This is a genomic window from Rhodococcus marinonascens NBRC 14363, assembly GCF_001894885.1.
Classification (GTDB): domain Bacteria; phylum Actinomycetota; class Actinomycetes; order Mycobacteriales; family Mycobacteriaceae; genus Rhodococcus_F; species Rhodococcus_F marinonascens.
The window spans coordinates 73502-92471 of sequence record NZ_BCXB01000012.1 but is presented as its reverse complement, the minus strand read 5'-3'; the positions used below and the strand labels follow the sequence as shown (position 1 = coordinate 92471).

16 protein-coding genes and 1 pseudogene are annotated in these 18970 nt (G+C 63.4%); 9 read left to right on the top strand and 8 right to left on the bottom strand.

Features of this window, described 5'->3' with window-relative positions:
• Positions 1-192: 192 nt before the first annotated feature.
• The 3 genes from RM2_RS10955 to RM2_RS10945 all read left to right on the top strand — a co-directional run bounded on the left by RM2_RS10955 (position 193) and on the right by RM2_RS10945 (position 4284).
• Entirely contained in the window at positions 193-1413 is a 1221-nt protein-coding gene (locus RM2_RS10955) for an MFS transporter (protein WP_072689009.1), read from the top strand.
• Positions 1414-1560: 147 nt separating this feature from the next.
• Entirely contained in the window at positions 1561-3240 is a 1680-nt protein-coding gene (locus RM2_RS10950; protein ID WP_072689007.1) for an FAD-dependent oxidoreductase, read from the top strand.
• 129 nt (positions 3241-3369) lie between these two features.
• On the top strand, positions 3370-4284 hold the full coding sequence (locus RM2_RS10945; protein ID WP_072689005.1) for a L,D-transpeptidase: 915 nt from the start codon (positions 3370-3372) through the stop codon (positions 4282-4284).
• 86 nt (positions 4285-4370) lie between these two features.
• Here RM2_RS10945 and RM2_RS10940 read toward each other — a convergent pair whose 3' ends face one another.
• Complete coding sequence (locus tag RM2_RS10940) at positions 4371-6320, bottom strand: M13 family metallopeptidase (RefSeq protein ID WP_072689003.1); 1950 nt, start codon at positions 6318-6320, stop codon at positions 4371-4373.
• A 64-nt stretch (positions 6321-6384) separates the two neighbouring features.
• On the bottom strand, positions 6385-7149 hold the full coding sequence (locus RM2_RS10935) for a pirin family protein (protein WP_072689001.1): 765 nt from the start codon (positions 7147-7149) through the stop codon (positions 6385-6387).
• 340 nt (positions 7150-7489) lie between these two features.
• On the opposite strand from RM2_RS10935, the gene RM2_RS10930 reads away from it, so the two are divergent.
• Complete coding sequence (locus tag RM2_RS10930; RefSeq protein ID WP_072689097.1) at positions 7490-7669, top strand: hypothetical protein; 180 nt, start codon at positions 7490-7492, stop codon at positions 7667-7669.
• 49 nt (positions 7670-7718) lie between these two features.
• Here RM2_RS10930 and RM2_RS10925 read toward each other — a convergent pair whose 3' ends face one another.
• The 3 genes from RM2_RS10925 to RM2_RS10915 form a co-directional block, all read right to left on the bottom strand.
• The gene (locus tag RM2_RS10925; protein WP_072689000.1) at positions 7719-9065 is read right to left on the bottom strand and encodes an enolase C-terminal domain-like protein; all 1347 of its coding nucleotides are present in this window, start codon (positions 9063-9065) and stop codon (positions 7719-7721) included.
• 23 nt (positions 9066-9088) lie between these two features.
• Positions 9089-10438, bottom strand: coding sequence for an MFS transporter (locus RM2_RS10920; RefSeq protein WP_072688998.1), 1350 nt, complete (start codon positions 10436-10438; stop codon positions 9089-9091).
• A gap of 248 nt (positions 10439-10686) precedes the next feature.
• The gene (locus RM2_RS10915) at positions 10687-11571 is read right to left on the bottom strand and encodes a LysR substrate-binding domain-containing protein (RefSeq protein WP_072688996.1); all 885 of its coding nucleotides are present in this window, start codon (positions 11569-11571) and stop codon (positions 10687-10689) included.
• Between the two features lie 152 nt (positions 11572-11723).
• On the opposite strand from RM2_RS10915, the pseudogene RM2_RS10910 reads away from it, so the two are divergent.
• Positions 11724-12363 (top strand): annotated as a pseudogene (locus tag RM2_RS10910) (alpha/beta hydrolase family protein).
• Between the two features lie 37 nt (positions 12364-12400).
• Positions 12401-13297, top strand: coding sequence for an alpha/beta fold hydrolase (locus RM2_RS10905; protein WP_072688994.1), 897 nt, complete (start codon positions 12401-12403; stop codon positions 13295-13297).
• A gap of 1 nt (position 13298) precedes the next feature.
• On the opposite strand, the gene RM2_RS10900 is transcribed toward RM2_RS10905, so the two are convergent.
• A complete protein-coding gene (locus RM2_RS10900; RefSeq protein WP_072688992.1) occupies positions 13299-13886 on the bottom strand; it encodes a phosphoribosylanthranilate isomerase in 588 nt (195 codons plus the stop codon).
• A gap of 159 nt (positions 13887-14045) precedes the next feature.
• Here RM2_RS10900 and RM2_RS25160 point away from each other — a divergent pair, with 159 nt between their 5' ends.
• The 3 genes from RM2_RS25160 (at position 14046) to RM2_RS10885 (ending at position 17116) form a co-directional block, all read left to right on the top strand.
• Positions 14046-15359: a hypothetical protein gene (locus tag RM2_RS25160; protein ID WP_245813838.1), complete on the top strand. Its 1314-nt coding sequence runs from the start codon at positions 14046-14048 to the stop codon at positions 15357-15359.
• Between the two features lie 75 nt (positions 15360-15434).
• Entirely contained in the window at positions 15435-16673 is a 1239-nt protein-coding gene (locus RM2_RS10890) for an acyl-CoA dehydrogenase family protein (RefSeq protein ID WP_072689093.1), read from the top strand.
• A gap of 65 nt (positions 16674-16738) precedes the next feature.
• Positions 16739-17116 (top strand): VOC family protein, encoded by a 378-nt coding sequence (locus RM2_RS10885; RefSeq protein WP_072688990.1) that lies wholly within the window; start codon positions 16739-16741, stop codon positions 17114-17116.
• 3 nt (positions 17117-17119) lie between these two features.
• On the opposite strand, the gene RM2_RS10880 is transcribed toward RM2_RS10885, so the two are convergent.
• Together RM2_RS10880 and RM2_RS10875 are read right to left on the bottom strand one after the other, a co-directional pair.
• Positions 17120-17923, bottom strand: coding sequence for an alpha/beta fold hydrolase (locus tag RM2_RS10880; protein ID WP_072689091.1), 804 nt, complete (start codon positions 17921-17923; stop codon positions 17120-17122).
• 4 nt (positions 17924-17927) lie between these two features.
• The gene (locus tag RM2_RS10875) at positions 17928-18941 is read right to left on the bottom strand and encodes an aldo/keto reductase (protein ID WP_072688988.1); all 1014 of its coding nucleotides are present in this window, start codon (positions 18939-18941) and stop codon (positions 17928-17930) included.
• Positions 18942-18970: the final 29 nt, after the last annotated feature.

The window sequence follows — 18970 nt, the reverse complement described above, 5'->3', positions numbered from 1 at the left end:
CCGAACCGGTGCGCTGCCGAAACGACCCCGCACCGGTGCCGATCGATGGGGTGAGGAGCCTGCGGCCCACTGGATCGGTTCATGGCGTGGTCACCGATGCGCGGCTACCCTCGGCTTGGTCCAGAACCCACCGGATGCCGGCCTCTTCGATAGCCCGAGCCACGGTGGATCCCACTTCAGGGAGGATCGTTGATGAGTGCCTCCCCGGGATATCGGTGGGTAGTCCTCCTCATGTGTTGGGCGGCGTTCACCATGACGTCGGTGGATCGTTCGACGTGGGGTCCCGCCGCAGCCTCTGTCAGCGACTCATTGGCGGTACCGTTGGCAGCGATCGGCATCTTCGCCACCTGCTATTACATCGGGTATGTGGTCTCGAACGCGTTCGGCGGATTCCTCGCCGATTGGATCGGTGGCCGCGCAATGCTGTCCACCACCATGCTGGTAGCAGGATCGTTCATGATTGTCTTCGGCTCCACCACCTCCATTACCACCGGGCTGATCGTGCAAGGGGCCGTCGGATTCTTTGCGGGCGCAGACTATTCGGCCGGGCTGAAATTGATAGCGACGTGGTTCAGGCCTTCCGAGTACGGGCTGGCCATGGGGATCTTCCTGACCGCGACCTCCCTCGGCACGTTGATCGCCAACGCCGCGGTACCGCGGATGATCATCGCGTCGGGATGGCAAGAGCCGTACCGGGTGTTCGGCTCGGTCACCATCGTCATCGCACTGTTGTGTCTCATCCTTGTCCGGAACGGCCAGCCTGACCAGGTGCCGCCTGAGCGTAGCGCGCCGAACTTGCGTCCGCTGCTTCAGAACCGTGATCTGATACTTCTCGGGATCGCGGGGTTCGGCGGGCTGTGGGGAACGTATGGGTTCATAACTTGGTCAAACACTTTGATGACGAGAGGCAGCAACATCGACCCTGTAGACGCGGGTGTCGTCCTCGTCATCTTTGCTGGTGTAGCTCTCGTGACGAAACCATTGATTGGGTGGTCGACCGACAAACTCGGAATTGGACGAAAGCTGCCGATTGTGGCCATCCTCCTTCTGTTCGGCGTCACGCTACTGGTGTTCGGACGACTCGACACTTATACCCAATTTCTCTGGTGCGCTCCGATACTGGGAATCGGGGCCTACGCCTATTCGCCGCTCACTGCGGCGATAACGCCCGTATTGACGGGTACGCAACTGGTCGGCTCGGCGGCCGGCGGAGTCAATGCCGTATGGCAACTCGGTAGCGTCTTGGTACCGGCGGTGGTCGGACCGGTGTTCTCGGCGACGGGGTCGTTCTATTCGGCGTTTGTCGTGTTGGCGATCGGCCCACTGGTGGGCGCGGTGGTGATGATCGGCGTGAACGAGAACCGCCACGTGACCAGTGACCTGTCGCCAGAGAATGAGTCCGCGCGGGTTTAGAGGTTTGTCATATCGGGCGCCGCACCTCAGGACGCATCCGCCGATTGCAAGTCGACGCCGTTCGACACTCGCCCAAAACTGGAACACGTTATAGTCTGGTCTCACGTTTTAGATGTTGAACTGCGCGTACCCAGGTAGGGGAGAACCGTGACTTATGTGATCACGCAGCCGTGTTGCAACGACGCCTCGTGCGTCGATGTCTGCCCGGTCAACTGCATCCACCCCACTCCGGACGAGAAGCCCTTCGCAACCGCGGAGATGCTGTACATCGACCCGGACACCTGCATCGACTGCGGTGCTTGCGTCGACGAATGCCCGGTGGACGCAATCTACGCGGAAAACGATCTCGCGGATATCGACGAGCCATACCTCGACATCAACGCGCAGTACTACACCAAGTACCCCATCGGACCGGACTGGCCCGAACCGTTGAAGTTTCCGCTGATCGACGAGGCGCTCGGAACCCTCCGTGTCGCCGTCGTCGGGTCCGGTCCGGCCGCCTGCTACGCCGCGATGGAACTGACGGCCAAGCCGCGCGTCGAGGTCGACATCTTCGACCGGCTACCCACTCCGTACGGGTTGGTGCGGGCGGGGGTTGCGCCTGACCACCAGGGCACGAAGGGTGTTACCGGCCTGTTCGGTTCGGTCATGGGTAAGCGCACCGTGCACTGCCACTTCAACGTGGAAGTGGGCAGGGACGTGAGCCACGAGGAGTTGCTTCGGCACCATCACGCCGTGATCTACGCGGTCGGCGCGGCCGGCGACCGGGAGCTGGGGATTCCCGGCGAGGATCTGGCCGGAAGTCACGCTGCCACCGAATTCGTGGCCTGGTACAACGGTCACCCCGACTACGTCGACCACACATTCGATCTGTCGGGTGAGCGGGCCGTGATCGTCGGCAATGGGAACGTAGCACTTGATGTGGCCCGCATCCTCGTCACCGATCCCGAAGTTCTGGCCAAGACGGACCTCGCCGACCACGCCCTCGAGGCGCTGCGGGCGAGCAACATTCGCGAGGTCGTGATCCTCGGGCGTCGAGGTCCCGCCCAGGCCGCCTACACCCACCCCGAACTCCTGGGCCTCGACCGCATCCCGAACGTCGACATTTTCGTCGACCCGGACGAAGCAGCGCTCGATCCCGTCAGTCGCGCGTTCATCGACGGCGACGAGTCGGAGCCGTGGCAGCGCAACAAGGTGACCAAGGTCGAGGAGTTCGCTCGGCGCACAGCCGATTCGTCGAAGAAGCGAATCGTGTTGCGGTTCCTGACCTCGCCCGTCGAGGTCTTGGGCACCGACTCCGTCGAAGCGGTGCGCATCGTCAAGAACGAGATGGTCGCGGGTGCGTCAGGCGCACTGGGGGCGACACCGTCCGATGTCACCTCGACGCTGAACACGAATCTGGTGCTGCGCTCGATCGGTTACCGCGGTCAACCGGTGGCCGGAATCCCCTTCGACGACCGCCGCGGCGTCATCCCCAACGAGAACGGCCGGGTGATCGACCCGGGCACCGGAGCGCCAGTGCCCGGTGTGTATGTGGCCGGCTGGATCAAGCGCGGGCCGACCGGCGTGATCGGCACCAACAAGTACTGCTCCGCGGAGACCGTGAAGATGCTGATCGACGACTTCTCGGCGGGCAGGCTCGATGCGCCCGCCGAACGCGAGGCTTTCGACCGACTGATTGCCGACCGTGCGCCCGCCGCCGTCGACTACCAAGGCTGGCAGCGCATCGACAAGACCGAGAGTGCTGCGGGCAAGTCAACCGGTCGCCCTCGGACCAAGCTGGTCACCACTGAAAGCATGCTCGCCGCCGCTCGTGCGGATTCCTGAAGAGCTGCGGAGCGGGAGCGGTTGCGGTCAAATTGCCCGCTGCTAGTCGATGTGTGTTAATTGGTCAATGCGCTTGGCGGTTCCGTCGGGGATGCGCGTAGAGACGTCGTCGAACGAGAGTGGTCATGTATGGGCAAGTCAGAAATCGGTAATTCCAGGAAGAGGCGCTGGGCGTCGCGTGTCGCTGTCACGGTAGCCGGGGTAATGGCCTACGGAACGCTGGTCTCCGCAACGGCACTGGTGGGGGTCGGTAATGCCGTGCCGCTGTTTCCCGGCGGACCGGAGATCCCCAGCCTTCCGGGGCTGTTTGGTTCATCGCAACCGCCGCTTCCCGAACCTGCGAACTTCTCGGCTCCGTCACTCAACCCCGGCGCGGGTGAAGTCGTCGGCGTTGCACAGCCGGTGATCATCCGTTTCAACGAGCCGATCGACGACCGCGCCGCCGCCGAGCGGGTTATCAAGGTCACCACCAGCCAGCCCGTCGAGGGTGGCTTCTATTGGATCAACGACAGCCAGGTGCGGTGGAAGCCCACCCAGCTCTGGCCCGCGAACACCCAGGTCACGGTCGATGCCGGTGACTCGCATTCCACGTTCGACATCGGTGACGCGTTCGTTGCGACCGCGGACGACAACACCAAGCAGATCACCGTCACCGTCAACGGCGAGGTCGTCAAGACCATGCCGACGTCTATGGGCAAGACCGATCACGAGACGCCGAACGGCACGTACATCATCGGCGAGAAGTTCCGTGACATGTACATGGACTCGTCCACCTACGGTGTGCCGGTCGAATCGCCGGAGGGCTACCGTACCTACGTCGAGTACGCCACCCGCATGTCGTACAGCGGAATCTTCGTTCACGCCGCCCCGTGGTCGGTGAACCAGCAGGGGCGCAGCAATGTCAGCCACGGCTGCCTCAACGTCAGCACCGAGAACGCCAGGTGGTTCTTCGACAACTCGAAGAAGGGCGACGCGGTGGTAGTGCAGAACACCGCCGGCGGCACCCTGAGTGGTTCGGACGGACTGGGCGACTGGAACCGCTGAACTTGATCGGATCCGGACATACCCGGGGCCCGCACATTTTGCTGTGCGGGCCCCGGATATGTCCGACACTTGCGCCGTAGCGGCGGCTACCAGATCTTCACGCGCTGCTCCGGGTCGAGATAGAGCGCGTCGTCTGGCCTCACGTCGAACGCTTCGTGGAACGTGTCGAGATTGCGGACGACGCCGTTGCACCGGAACTCCGGAGGCGAGTGCGGGTCTATGGCGAGGCGGCGGAGAGCCTCGGCGTCCCGGGCCTTTGCGCGCCAGACCTGCGCCCAGCCGAAGAACACCCGCTGCAGGCCAGTGAGGCCGTCGAGTACCTCGGGCTCCGCGCCCTCGGTGGCGATCTGGTAGGCGACGATCGCGATGGACAGCCCACCGAGGTCGCCGATGTTCTCGCCGATGGTGAACTCGCCGTTGACACTGTGACCTGGGAGGGTCTTCGGCTCGAACTGGTTGTACTGCTCGATCAATGCCTTGGTGCGTTTGCCGAACTCGCTGCGGTCGTCGTCGGTCCACCAGTCGATCATGTTGCCGTCACCGTCATACTTGGCGCCCTGGTCGTCGAAGCCGTGGCCGATCTCGTGGCCGATGACGGCGCCGATCCCACCGTAATTGGCCGCGTCGTCGGCGTTCGCGTCGAAGAACGGGGGTTGCAGGATTGCCGCGGGAAAGACGATCTCGTTCATGCCCGGGTTGTAATACGCGTTGACCGTCTGCGGGGTCATGAACCACTCGTCGCGGTCGACGGGCCCGCCGAGTTTCGCGAGTTCGTAGTCGTACTCCGCCGAATACCCACTGCGGTAGTTGCCGACCAGGTCGTTGCGAGAGATGGTCACTGCCGAGTAGTCGCGCCACTTGTCCGGGTAACCGATCTTGGGTGTGAACTTGTCCAGTTTGCGCAGCGCGGCCTGCCGAGTCTCCGGACTCATCCAATCGAGATCGGTGATATTGCGGCGGTACGCCTTCTGCAAGTTGGCGACGAGTTCCTGCATACGGGCTTTGGCGTCGGCGGGGAAGTGACGTTCGACGTACAGCTTGCCCACGGCCTCGCCGAGCAGGTCCTGCACCAGTGATACGCCGCGCTTCCATCGCTCGCGGTTCTCCTCGGCGCCGGTCAGCGTCTTGCCGAAGAACGCGAAGCTCTCGTCGACAAGTGCCTGCGTCAGGTAGGGGGCACGGGAATGGATGACGTTCCACGTCGCCCAAGCCTTCCAATCCTCGAGATCCTCCGACGCCCACAGCCCGGTGAATGCGGTCAAAAAGTCCGGTTGACCGACCACGATCTCTGCGAACTGTTCCGGGGTGCCACCGAGCGCACCGATCCATGCCGCCCAGTCAAGGCCGGTGGGCAGTTCGTCGAGGGGGACGAGGTTGTAGCTGAGTTCGGCGTCACGACGCTTCACCACGTCCCAGTGTCCGGCGGCGATCTTGGTTTCGAGGTCGAAGACGCGCTGGGCGTCGCAACCGATCCCGGCGAGGGCGAACATCTTCGCGATGTGTGCCACGTACGCCTCGCGGATCTCGGCGTGCTCGTCCTGACGGTAGTACGCCTCGTCGGGCAGTCCCAGGCCCGACTGGCTGAAGTGCACCAGATACCGCTCGGAGTTTTTGGCGTCGGTGTCCACGTAATGGCCCACGGCGCCGGTGACGCCCGTACGCTGCAACTTGCCCAAGACGGCTGCGAGCGTCGACAGGTCGGTCGCCTCGGCGACGGCGGCGAGTTCGTCGGCGATGGGCGTCAGGCCCGCGGACTCGACGGCGTCGGCGTCCATGAAACTGCCGTACAGGTCGCCTATGCGCTGCGCGTCGGTGCCTGCGAGGGAGGCGGAGTCCGCTGCCTCCTCGATGATGGTTTGGACGTCGGCCTCGGCCCTGTCGTACAGGGTGCGGAATGCGCCGTCGATGGCGCGGTCCGCGGGAATCTCGTAGTTGTCGATCCACCCGCCGTTCACATGAAGGAAGAGGTCGTCTTGGGCGCGGGTGTCGGGATCGAGGTGAGTGAGGTCGATTCCGGAATGATGAGCCGTGGTCATCTGTCCATCCTTACACCGTCCCTCCACGGGCGGTCCACCGTTGCGCGCAGAATATTCCGGGAAATTATCCGCCGATGCGGGCGTGCATCTCCCAGACGAGGACTTCGGCGCCAGAATCGGACGAGATCTGCTGACCACCCGAAGCGTTCGCGCGGACGGCATCACCCTCATACAGTGTGCCGACGCCCTCCATCTCAGCAGTGCCACGGGCCACGAAGACGTGGAGGAAGGGTGCCTCGGGCAGGGCTACCGGTTTATCCGGGAAGACCCGCGCAACATGCAGGGCCGCGTACTTGTTGTTGATTCGAATCGCCGAATTATCCTGGTAATCAGTCATTCCGGACGCAACGACGACCAGACCGCCCTTGAGAACTTCATCCTCGATCTCGAGTTGTTCGTAGCTCGGTGTGAGGCCGGATTCGTCGGGTACCACCCACATCTGCACAAAATGCGCCGGTTCGTGATGCTGCTCACCCCCGAGGCGCCAGCTGTCGTTCTTCTCGGAATGCATGATGCCCTTGCCGGCGCTCATCCGTTGCGCAAGTCCGGGATAGATGATGCCGGAGTGGCCGATCGAATCCTGATGGACGAGCGAACCACGCAACACCCACGTGACGATCTCCATGTCCTTGTGCGGATGAGTGTCGAATCCCCGTCCCGCCAAGACGGTGTCGTCGTTGTTCACGAGGAGTAGTCCGTGGTGTGTGTTGTCCGGGTCGTAGTGCTGGCCGAAGGAGAACGAGTGCTTCGAATCCAACCAGGAAACCCTGGTTTTGAGCCGGTCACCAGCGCGGTGAACGAAGACGTGAGGTGTGGTGACTGCCGGCATATCGGTCCTCCTTCGGGCGGTTCCCGTCCAGAGTACGAGGTGCAGGCGGTGTGTACTCGCGAGGCGGTGTCGATTGCGCATCGAACTGATTGCGCACTCGCGACGGCGGTGGATGCGCCTTTGTGGGGGAATTTGTGTTGCGCCATGCGACATTGACGGAGAGAACCTCCTAAAGATGTTGCTTGACAACAGAGTTCGCTGGTATGTTGTTGCGTGAGTGCAGGACGATTGTCCAGTTCGACACGCAGGTGCCGGTTTTTACCGTTTCCGCGGCGTACAATTCGAACTGTGCGTACCGGCGTGGAACGACACCGAACGGTCGCACAGCGGAAGGAGTGTGATGAAGACGAATCTGAGTCGATATGATCAGCACCTCCCCGAGCATCAGCGCATCGCGGACCTCGTCGATGCCATGGAAGAACGTGTGGCCGCCGAGCGTGAGGCGAAAGGGATCGCAGGAAACCAGTCGGACCGCGCCGCTGTGGAGAAGGTCGAACCCGCCGATCAAGCCCCCGCGTAGCCCCCGCCATCGTGTGCGGTCTCCCGTGTCGAGCCCACGGCCCTCGGGATCATCGGTCCAGTGCGGGCCGCTTGCTATCGAATTCCCATCGCGGGACGAGGTATTGCATTCCGACGGCGTCGTCTCGGGATCCGAGTCCTTCCCGTTGGTGGAGTTCGTTCGCTGCGGCGACTTGGTCCATATCGAGTTCGACTCCGAGGCCGGACTTTTCGGGAACGTGTAGGTATCCGTCGGTGATGGTGTAGGGATTCTTGGTCAGCCGCTGACCGTCCTGCCAGATCCAGTGTGTGTCGATTGCGGTGATGTTCCCGGGAGCGGCCGCGGCGACGTGGGTGAACATGGCGAGGGAGACGTCGAAGTGGTTATTCGAATGAGATCCCCAGGTCAGTCCCCACGCGTCGCACAGTTGGGCGACGCGTACGGACCCGTTCATCGTCCAGAAGTGGGGGTCAGCGAGCGGGATGTCGACGGCGGCAGACCGGATGGTGTGGCCCAGTTCGCGCCAGTCCGTAGCGATCATGTTCGTCGCGGTGGGGAGGCCGGTTGCGCGCTTGAACTCCGACATCACTTCGCGGCCGGAGTATCCCCCTTCGGGCCCGACCGGATCCTCGGCGTAGGCCAATACGTCGGTGAGCCCGCGGCAGGTTTCGATGGCATCGTTCAGGAGCCAGCCACCATTGGGATCCAATGCGATTCGGGCGGAAGGGAATCGCTCGGCTAGGGCAGTGACTGCCTCGGCCTCGTCCAGCGCGGGCAGGACGCCGCCCTTGAGCTTGAAGTCGGCGAATCCGTACCGAGCGTGCGCGGCTTCTGCCAGTCGGACGATGGAGTCGGGGGAGAGTGCCTCTTCGTGGCGCAGGCGCATCCAGTCGTCGGCGTCGGGAGCCTCATCTGTTGCCGATCGGTAGGCGAGGTCAGTCTTGTTTCGGTCCCCGACGAAGAAGAGGTAGCCGAGTGCCTGAACCCGCTCGCGTTGCTGCCCGTCTCCGAGGAGTGCCGCTACCGGCACACCCAGATGTTTGCCGAGCAGATCCAGCAGCGCAGACTCGACGGCGGTGACCGAGTGGACGGCAATCCGCAGATCGAACGTCTGCGCCCCCCGCCCAGCGGAGTCTCGGCCTGCGAAGGCTCGGCGCATGCCACCGAGGATCGCGTTGTACCCGCCGAGGCTGTGCCCCACGACGAGGGGTCGAGCATCTTCGAGGGTGCGGCCGATCGGTTCCCCCCCAGGAACCTCGCCGACACCGGTGTTGCCGGCCGAGTCGGTGAGCACCACGAGGTTGCGGGTGAAGAACGGTGCATGAGCACCACTGAGATTGAGCAGCATGTCGTCATGTCCCGCGACGGGGATGACTCGCATGTCGGTGATGACCGGTGTGCATGCGTAGGTGTTCATCCTGGGGTTTTCCTGTCGGTGGGTCAGTTGACTGTGGCGGATGCAGTTTCTTGTTCGTCTTCGGTCTCAGCCCCTGCCGGCTTGCTGTTCTTGTGGATGAGCAGAACCGATGCGGCGGCGAGAGCGGAGGCGATCGCAAGTGCGTACAGTCCCCAGGTCACCTCGCCGGTCGCGGACTGGATGAGTCCGAATCCGTAGGGTGCAACGAACCCGCCGAGGTTGCCGATCGAGTTGATGACCGCGATGGCGGGAGCGAGGACCAGTGGGTGGAGCATCGTTTGCGGGAATGACCAGAACAGGGGACTGGCGCTCTTGAAGCCCATCGCGGCGATGCACAGGAACACCAGCGCCAACCACGGTGAGGCGATGGCCGCGAGGTAGGTGCCGACAGCCGCGGTCAGGAGGGCGATGATCAGCAGGGGTCGGCGGTTGCCGGTGAGGTCGCCGACTCGGGACGACAGGTACATCGCGACGACGGCGCAGATCCACGGCAGCGAGGACAGCAATCCGACGGTGATGTCGTTGGTCCCTTCGATGCGGCGCACGATCGAGGGCAACCAGAAGGTGTTCGCGTAGATCGAGAGTTGGATGGCGAAGTAGATCCAGCAGAACAGGATGATCTTGGGGTCGGCGAGCATACGCCAGCGTGAGCGGCCGTCACCCATGCCGGAGGCTTCGGCTTTTTCGGCCTCTTCACGGTCGATGGCCTGCGACAACGCACTCTTCTCGTCGTCGCCGAGCCACTTGGCGTCTTTGATGTGGGAATCGAGGAAGAAGTAGGCGATGATGCCGACGACAACGGACAGGATGCCTTCGATGCCGAACATCCACTGCCAACCGTGTACGCCGAGCAGACCGTTGAGCGAGAGCAGTGGCCCGGAGACGGGCCCGGAGATTGCGGCAGCCACGGACGACCCGGCCAAGAACAGTGCGGTGGCGCGTCCTCGGTGGGAGTTTGGGAGCCACTTCGCCAGGTAGAAGATGACGGCCGGGAAGAATCCTGCTTCAGCGGCGCCGAGGAGGAACCGTAGTACGTAGAACATTTCCGCGTTCTGCACGAAGACCATGGCGGCGGAGATGAGCCCCCAGCTGACCATGATGCGAGTGAGCCAGATCCTGGCTCCGAACTTCTCCATCATGATGTTGCTGGGAAGTTCGAAAATCGCGTACGCGATGAAGAAGACACCTGCGCCGAATCCGTATGCCGCGGCGCCGATGCCGACATCGGCCTCGAGATACTCGCGGGCGTATCCGATGTTCGACCTGTTCAGCTGATTGCAAATCAGCATGATGATGAACAGGGGGACCACTCGCCGGAAGATCTTGGATACGGCGGAGTCGAGGCTGGTTTTTGTTGGGTGAGTGATCGGCATCGGTCACTCCCTTCGGACGATCTCGCGATTCAGCGCGCAACTGGACTGGGTGGGGTGAGTCGTCCGCGGTGTCTCACAAGATCGTGACTCGGCTCACAAAATCGAATGTAGGTGAACAACCTATGCTCGTCCAAGATCAGTTTTGGATTCTGAGATGCAAAAAAGGTATTAGTAGGCTGGCTCCGAATACCGTTGCCAGCTAATCGCACGCTACGCCGAAGTGGTATTCCGCAGGCAGTGGCCCGATATCAATTCGAGTCGAGGGCAGACAACAGCCGGTGCAACGCGGGATTGTCGTTGTTGAGCCGCCAGACGAGGTCGAGTTCGACCAGCGCGGGGCGGGGCAAGGTCAGCGGTTGATACAAGACTCCGTCGTAGTGCATTCGGCCGGCGGATTCGGGGACGACGGCCAGCCCCCAGCCCAGATTGACCAAGGCGATGATGCTGTGAATCTGGGTCATGTATTGGGTTATCACCGGTGCAACGGAAGACTCGTGGAACACAGACGACAACAGTTCGTGGAAATAGCGGGATTCGATCGGCGTATACATCACGAGGTTCGCGCCGTGTAGTTCGGTGATATCGATCGGGCGATCGAGTTGGGCCAGGGGATGGTTTCTCGGTACCGCCACGATCAGCGACTCGCGGACCAGCGTGCGCGACGACAGATCGGGTCTGGTGACGGGAGGGCGCACGAGCCCGATGTCGAGCGAACCTTCCGACAGAGCCTCGAGCTGGCCCATAGTCACCAGTTCGCGCAAGTCGACCTCGACATCGTCGAGGGTGGCGCGCGCGGTGTCGAGCAGCATCGCCAGGCCCGAATGCACGCTTCCACCGGTGAAACCGACCCTCAGCGTGCCGGATCGACCAGCTGACGCCTTACGGACGGACAGCGCCGCTCGTTCGGACTGCTGGAGAAGCCTTCGAGCGTCGGACAGAAATGCTTTACCCGCGGGGGTCAGCTTGACGGCTCTGCTCGATCGGTCGAACAGTTGTACGTCCAGTTCCTTCTCGAGTAGCTGGATCTGCCGGCTGAGCGGCGGTTGGGTCATCTTCAACCGCTCAGCGGCTCTCCCGAAGTGCAACTCCTCTGCGACGGCGACGAAATGGGTCAGCTGAGCGAGTGAAAACATCGATACCTTACCTGAATCACAAGATGGCAAACGAGTGCTGAACCTGAATGATACCCACCAAATTGTCTCGACGTCAGGCTCGATCAGGTCGACGCCGACGGCTGTTCGATTTAACCGTCGGAGGCCGTCACGTGCTGCTGTGTGCCACTACCGTGAACCGCATGAGCGAGTTGCTGGAACGTGGGGGGTGTCCGGGGGCATCTGCATCGCCCGACGAGTGATCCGATGGCAGGCATCGTTCTCACGCACGGAGCGGGAAGTGATTGCAACACAAGGCTCCTGATGGATGTGACTGAGGGGTTCGTGGATCGCGGGGTTGTTGTCCTGCGGTTCGACCTGCCGTTCCGGCAGCGCCGTGCGGCGGGTCCGCCGCATCCGTCGAGGGCGGCGGAGGATCGTGACGGCATCGCCGCGGCGGTGGCTGTCATGCGGGAGTTGGTGACTGTGCCGGTGTGGGCGGGCGGGCATTCGTACGGTGGCAGGCAGGCGTCGATGCTCGCCGCCGAACAGCCCGGACTCGTCGACGCACTCCTGTTGCTGTCGTATCCGCTGCATCCGCCGGCCAAACCGGAGAGGCTCCGCACCGAGCACCTGCAGGAACTGCGCACCCCGTCCGTACTGGTACACGGGTCCAAGGATCCGTTCGCCACCACAGATGAAATACGGTCTGCACTCGACCTGATTCCAGCGTTGGCGACCCTCGTCGAACTCGACGGCGCGCGCCACGATCTTTCGCCGGACAAGTTTCCGGTGGCCGAGTACGCAGTCACGGCGATGCTGGACCTGCTGTAGGCCGGAACCGTCCGAATGTTGTGGGTATGTTCGGTGAATGGACAACGTGCAGACAGCCGCGCCCCACTGGTTCACTTCGGCGTTGGCGTCTCCGGTCGAGACGGGCCGGGTTGACGTCGCAGGTGCGCAGGTCCACTACCGCGCGTGGGGTCCGTCGGGATCGCCGGGGATCGTGTTGGTGCACGGTGGGGCCGCCCACAGCCGATGGTGGGACCACGTGGCACCGATGCTGGCCATCGGTCGCCGCGTCGTCGCACTCGACCTCACCGGGCACGGCGACAGCGACCGGCGTGCGAAATACGGGTTGGAGCAGTGGGCGGAAGAAGCGCTCGCCGTGGCGAAGCCCGCCGGCATCGAGGGCGAACCCGTGTTCGTCGGGCACAGCATGGGCGGAATAGTGTCCTATGTGGCCGCCCAGTTGTTCGGTGAGGATCTCGCTGGTGTCCAGTTGATCGATTCGCCTGTCCGAGCCCGCACGCCGGAAGAGGAAGAGGCACGGAAGCAGCAGGCATTCGGTCCCAAGAAGGTCTATCCGTCAGAGGCCGAGGCTCTCCAGCGTTTCCGGTTCATCCCGCCCCAGGATTCGGACGTGCCCGCGGTTCGGTATCACGTCGCCGAGACGTCGATGCACGAGGTAGAGGGCGGGTGGTCGTGGAAGTTCGATCCCGCCTTCTTCACCCGCGATAGCAGCGACCACCTGGGCGGATCCGACCCGCGGTGCCGCATCGCCTACTTCCGCGCCGAGAACGGCATCATCGACGACGCCATGATGGACAGCATGCGTCGCCGTTTCGGACCTGCCGCTCTGGTGGCCGAGATCCCCGCCGCCGGACATCACGTGATGATCGACCAGCCGCTCGCGCTGGTTGCGGGTATCCGGACCGTTCTCGCGTCCTGGGACGCAGAAGACGCCGTGTCGGGGATGCCGGGCTGATTCAGGCCTGGGACCGGACTGCGGCGACGAATTGCTCGATCAGCGCCACATCCTTCACGCCCCGCAACGATTCGACACCGCTCGAGACGTCGACGCCCCACGCGCCGGTCGCATCGATGGCAATCCTCACGTTGCCCGGATGAAGTCCGCCGGCGAGGATCCACTCGCCGGTCGGCCGATTCTGCCCGGCCCAGTCCCAGGGCACTCCGGCGCCCGCGGTCGCCCCGTCTACCAGTAGGTGGTCTGCGCCGAAATCGCCGGAACCGTCACCGGCGGCTATAGCTCGGATCACGCGGAGACCTGCCTCGTGCAGCCGGCTCACATCGTCTGCGGACTTCAGGTCGTGTACCTGAACGGTGGCGACACCTGCCGCGTCGGCCACCTCGATCACCTCGGCCATGGGAGCGCCCTTGAACACACCCACTGCGACTGTTGGGCCGGTGACGCGGCGGATCAGCGGCGTGGCGTCCTGCGCGGATATCCGGCGGACACTGTCGGCGAAGACGAAACCCACGGCGTCGACGCCGAGGCGCACCGCCACATCGACAGAGGCTTCGTCACGCAAACCGCAGATCTTGATGAATGTCACGCCACAACTCTAATGGTCGGCTACGCGCCTATCGACGCAGCATAGCCCCGGATGTGGGCACCCTCGAGGCCGCGATCGAGGCCTTCTGACATGCCGCGACGACGTTCGGGATGGACTACGAGGAACTCACCGCCGCCGCGCATCTAGACTTCTTCGGTAATGAGTGACACCCGGGTGCCGGTCGACACGCCGGGCTGCGCGATGAGCATCGTAGACAGGTGCGGTCCCGCCGTTTCCGGCTTTGCCGGTGGGGCGGTGGCAGCATTCGCGATTCGGGAATCGCAGGTCCAGGACTACGAGTTAGCGCGCGGTGTGTGGTCGGTGCTGGTCACTCCGCAGTGGGCAGGAACTGCGGCCGCGCTCACCGCGGTCGGTGTTCTCGCCGTGTTGTCCATGCGGGGGTCGAGGTTGCTTACAGCCCTGACCGCTGTGGTGGGTGCGATTGTCATCGCACTGCCCGCCTTCGTCGGCGTAGCGGCCTCACCGGCGGTGACCCTCAACGCGGTCGGGGCGGGTGTTCTACTCGCTGCTGCAGCGTCGACGGCCGCCGGTGGTCGTGCCGGGTTGGTTGCCGTCGCGGTGGGCGTGCTGGGTACCACCCTCTTCTACGGCGCCGCTGCCTTGTGGCGGACGCGGTTGCTACGTTGGTCTGTCACGCTGCCGGATGACCCGACCACGGTGCCGGCCGCGGTGCCGGTGCTCGTCGCAGTGACGGCTGCGATTGTCATCGTCGGCGCTGCGATCCGTGCAAGTCCGGATAGCGTGCCCGGGTTTCGTCGGCGGGACGTCGTCGTGAGCGTGGGGCTTCCGCTGGTCTTCACAGTGCTGTACGCCTGGTTGGGATCGACCTCGGCGAGTACGGTCTCGTGGACCGTAGCGGTCGTGCTTTCTGCTGCGGCCACACTCGCCGCGGCTCGGTGGCTTCCGCTGCGTGAAGGCCGATTCCTGTTGGTGGGTCTTGCAATTGCAGCAACCTCGGTCAACGAAGCGCGGTATTTCGCAGGGTCGTGGTGGCTCGTGCTTGCCGGCATCGTCTTGCTGGCGGCGGGGGCGGCGGTCGGGTGGTTCCGGCCGGCACCGGGGGCAGGGATGGTCCTGCTCGCCGCAGTAACGGTGACCGGGGTGATGTCCGGCAGCGCAACCTTCGAATCAGTTCTCACGGTCGCCTACGTCGGCGTCCTGCCGTTCGCTGTCGGTCTGACCGTCTCCTCGTGCCTGCCGGCGAGCGCGCTGATAGTGGTGACCGGAGTCCTGATGCCGCTCACTGTGACCCTCTTCGCCGTCTCAGCGCCGGTCATCAGAGAATTCGTGTGGTCGAACGGCTACCCCGCACCCGGCCACTACCCACTGGTCGCGGTTGCAGCCCCGCTGCCGTCCGGCATCCTCGTCGCAACGGTGACTGTAGTTCTGGTCCTTGTCGCGGTCACATATCGATCGAGCCCGGTACGGCTTCCGTCAGTTGACATTCGCTAGTCAGCCTGCCCGACAGTAGGAATGTGTTCTATATTTGCGGCAGCCCATCGTCTCCCAATGACTGGAGTGCACGGCATGTATGAGTGGTCCGACACCGACCTGATGTTCCGCGATGCGGTGCGCGGCTTCATCGACAAGGAGATTCGACCGCACGTCGACGAGTTGGAGTCCGGCGAGATGCCCCCGTTCGGCATCATCCGCAAGCTCTTCGTCACATTCGGACTGGACGAGATGGCCCGTGACACGCTGGAGAAGTCTCTCGCCCGTGAAAGCAGCGGCGACACGAGTGACGAGGCGAAGAAAGACAAGCCAAGCGGACTCGGTGGGGCGGGCAGCATGGGCGTCGTCATGAACGCCGAACTGGCCGGTGTGAGCCTCGGACTCGTCGTCTCGCTCGGTGTGAGTCTTGGGTTGGCGGCCGGGACCATCCGGAGTCGCGGAACGCTGGCGCAGAAGGAGCGTTGGCTTCCCGGCCTGGTCACCTTCGAGAAGGTCGGCGCGTGGGCGATCACCGAGCCCGATTCCGGTTCGGATGCATTCGGCGGCATGAAGTCGCACGTCCGGCGAGACGGAGACGACTACATCCTCAACGGGCAGAAGACGTTCATCACCAACGGTCCCTATGCGGATGTTGTTATCGTCTACGCGAAACTCGACGAGGGGGATTCGTCGCTCGACCGTCGCGACCGCAAGGTCCTGGCCTTCGTCCTCGATGCCGGCATGGAGGGATTCACTCAGGGGGCGCCGTTCAAGAAGATGGGCATGAATTCCTCGCCCACCGGCGAGTTGTTCTTCGATAATGTACGCATCACCCGAGATCGACTGCTGGGCGAGACCGAAAACGGCGGCAGGTCTGACGGGAAGTCTAGTGCCAAAGAGAGTTTCGCCGCCGAGCGCATCGGTATCGCGACGATGTCGCTCGGCATCATCAACGAATGCCACCGGTTGTGCATCGACTACGCGAAGTCGCGAAAGCTGTGGGGTAGGGAGATCGCCCAATTCCAGCTCATCCAACTCAAGCTCGCCGAGATGGAGATCGCGCGTATCAATGTGCAGAACATGGTGTTCAATGCCATCGAGCGCACCGTGGCGGGTAATCAGGTGAGCCTTGCGGAGGCGTCTGCAATGAAGCTCTACTCCTCGCGGGCGGCTACCGAGGTGGCGATGGAAGCCGTTCAATTGTTCGGCGGCAACGGCTATATGGCGGAGTATCGCGTCGAGCAACTCGCACGTGACGCGAAGTCGCTGATGATCTACGCCGGCAGCAACGAGATTCAGGTGACACACATTGCGAAAGGATTGCTCGCGCTCTGAACGGCCGGGAACGAGTAACGAACCACCTGCGTTAGGAGTGGTGTCGTCAACGAAAGGACACCTCGGTGAAGGTCACCTCGAGCGCAGTGTCGCTGAACGTCGCAGATCCCACGGCGTCTGCGGATTTCGCGAAGTCACATCTAGGGTTCACGGAAGAGATGGCCGCAGAAGGCTTCGTGTCTCTCACACGGGAGGACGTCGGCTTCAACCTGATCTTCCTGAAGACCGGACTGGAGACGTTCAAGCCCGCGCACATTGCGGGCGATGCAGGCCAAGGGATGCTCATCGCTCTGGTCGTCGACGGAATCGACGGTGAGTACGAGCGACTGCAGGCGGAGGGCGTCCCCATCGTGACGCCTATCGACACCGAACCCTGGGGTGAGCGCTACTTCCAGATGAGCGACCCCAACGGCGTGATCATTCAACTGGTGGAGTGGGTGTAGAGCTCACGTCCGAGCGAGGAACGGTTCGACGGCCGCGAGTACTTCGGTGCTCGCTGCCACAGTCGTCGAGTGATCGAACCCGGGCAGGATCGCCAGCGACGCCCCGGGGATCAGCGCTGCGGCCCGCCGGGTGTCGCCGAGTCGCTCGGTGTCGTGCGAGCCGACGAACAGCAGGGTGGGGACGGCGATTCCGCGCAGAACTTCGTCGTCCACACCGGGTTCCACTCCTGAGCGCCGCATATACGCGGCGAGTGCCTTCGCATCGTTCGCCTTGAACGCGGCTCGTGTACCGGCGTCGATCGGCCACGAGCGCCGCGAATTCCACTGTTCGAGGAACGCATCCATACCGTCCTGGTCGAGGACATCGACGCAGCCAGGGAAGAACAAGCGGTCGAAGGCACAAGCCTGCGGTCGACTGCTGCCGCCGCCGATAATCAGGCTCTCCAGACGTTCCGGCGCCCCGACAGCCAGAGCCAGCGCGACCCGGCCTCCGAGCGAGTACCCCAGAACGTGTGCGCTGGGCATCTTCAGGTGGTCGAGGACCGCCAGGATGTCGCCGCTGACCAGGTCCATGGCGTACGCGGTCTCGTCGTGCGGCTTGTCGCTGCGCCCGTGACCGCGCAGATCCACAAGGATCAGCCGGTACCTGTCACGCAGCGCCGCGACATACCCGAATCCGCGCCAGATCGCGTGGGAGAGGGCCGTGCCGTGGATGAGGACTAAAGGTTCCCCGTCGCCGACGGTCTCGTAAGCGATCCGCACGCCGTCGGCGGGATTGGTGGCGTGCTGCACCCGCCCAGTTTGCATCACTTTAAGATTCGCGGCCCTGCGACACCCATTGCGGATCCATCGAACGGGCACCCTCGGCGTGGTCCCGGGCCGAATTCAGCACAGCCATCTGCGCCGCATTCAGTTCGATGCCGAGCGCACCGGCATTCTCCTCCACCCGTTCCGCGCTGCGGGTCCCGGGAATAGGCACGACCGTCACGCCGAACTCGGTGCCCTGCGCGTAGAGCCACGCCAGCGCAATCTGCGCGGGGGTGGCCCCGAGTTCATCTGCGACGGCTCTTACCGCATCCACCACGCCGAAATTCCGCTGCAACGTGCCCTCCGCGAATCGTGGCAGCAACCGGCGGAAATCATTGGGCCCCAAAGACTCGACATCGGTGACGGTTCCAGTGAGGAACCCGCGCCCGAGCGGGGAGTAGGGGACGAACCCGATCCCCAGTCCGGCCGCAGCCGGCACGATTCGGGTCTCGACGTCGCGGCTCCAAATGCTCCACTCCGACTGGATCGCCGTGATCGGATGCACCGCGTGTGCGGCCGCCAATTCTTGGGCCGTCACCTCCGACAGTCCGAGATGCCGCACCTTGCCCGCCGCCACCAGTTCGGCCATCGCGCCGACGGTTTCCTCGACCGGAACCGAAGGATCAAGACGGTGCATGTAGTAGAGATCGATCGTGTCGATCTCGAGTCGGCGCAGGCTCGCGTCGACCGCTGCGTGGACGTAAGCGCGGTCACCGCGAAGCGAAACGCCGCCCTCACGGCGTTTTCTCGGATCCCCCTGAATTCCGAATTTGGTGGCCAGCGTGACTTCCTCGCGCCGGTCCTTCAGTAGCTTCGCGATCAATCGCTCATTGTCACCGTCCCCATACACATCGGCGGTATCGATGAAGGTCACTCCGAGATCCACCGTGTGATGCAGTGTCGCGAGCGCCTTCTCGGGTTCGATCCCGCCGTAGACCGGTGTGAAAGCCATTGCTCCGAAACCCATGTCGGAGACAGTGAGGGAGCTGCCCAGGGTGGTCGTACCGATGGTGGTCATACATCATCCTTCTTTGTTTCCGGGCACAG

Coding starts and splice junctions, on each gene's coding strand:
- RM2_RS10955 (WP_072689009.1), top strand. CDS start 193: ATGAGTGCCTCCCCGGGATATCGGTGGGTAGTCCTCCTCATGTGTTGG.
- RM2_RS10945 (WP_072689005.1), top strand. CDS start 3,370: ATGGGCAAGTCAGAAATCGGTAATTCCAGGAAGAGGCGCTGGGCGTCG.
- RM2_RS10940 (WP_072689003.1), bottom strand. CDS start 6,320: ATGACCACGGCTCATCATTCCGGAATCGACCTCACTCACCTCGATCCC.
- RM2_RS10935 (WP_072689001.1), bottom strand. CDS start 7,149: ATGCCGGCAGTCACCACACCTCACGTCTTCGTTCACCGCGCTGGTGAC.
- RM2_RS10930 (WP_072689097.1), top strand. CDS start 7,490: ATGAAGACGAATCTGAGTCGATATGATCAGCACCTCCCCGAGCATCAG.
- RM2_RS10925 (WP_072689000.1), bottom strand. CDS start 9,065: ATGAACACCTACGCATGCACACCGGTCATCACCGACATGCGAGTCATC.
- RM2_RS10920 (WP_072688998.1), bottom strand. CDS start 10,438: ATGCCGATCACTCACCCAACAAAAACCAGCCTCGACTCCGCCGTATCC.
- RM2_RS10915 (WP_072688996.1), bottom strand. CDS start 11,571: ATGTTTTCACTCGCTCAGCTGACCCATTTCGTCGCCGTCGCAGAGGAG.
- RM2_RS10905 (WP_072688994.1), top strand. CDS start 12,401: ATGGACAACGTGCAGACAGCCGCGCCCCACTGGTTCACTTCGGCGTTG.
- RM2_RS25160 (WP_245813838.1), top strand. CDS start 14,046: ATGAGTGACACCCGGGTGCCGGTCGACACGCCGGGCTGCGCGATGAGC.
- RM2_RS10890 (WP_072689093.1), top strand. CDS start 15,435: ATGTATGAGTGGTCCGACACCGACCTGATGTTCCGCGATGCGGTGCGC.
- RM2_RS10880 (WP_072689091.1), bottom strand. CDS start 17,923: ATGCAAACTGGGCGGGTGCAGCACGCCACCAATCCCGCCGACGGCGTG.
- RM2_RS10875 (WP_072688988.1), bottom strand. CDS start 18,941: ATGACCACCATCGGTACGACCACCCTGGGCAGCTCCCTCACTGTCTCC.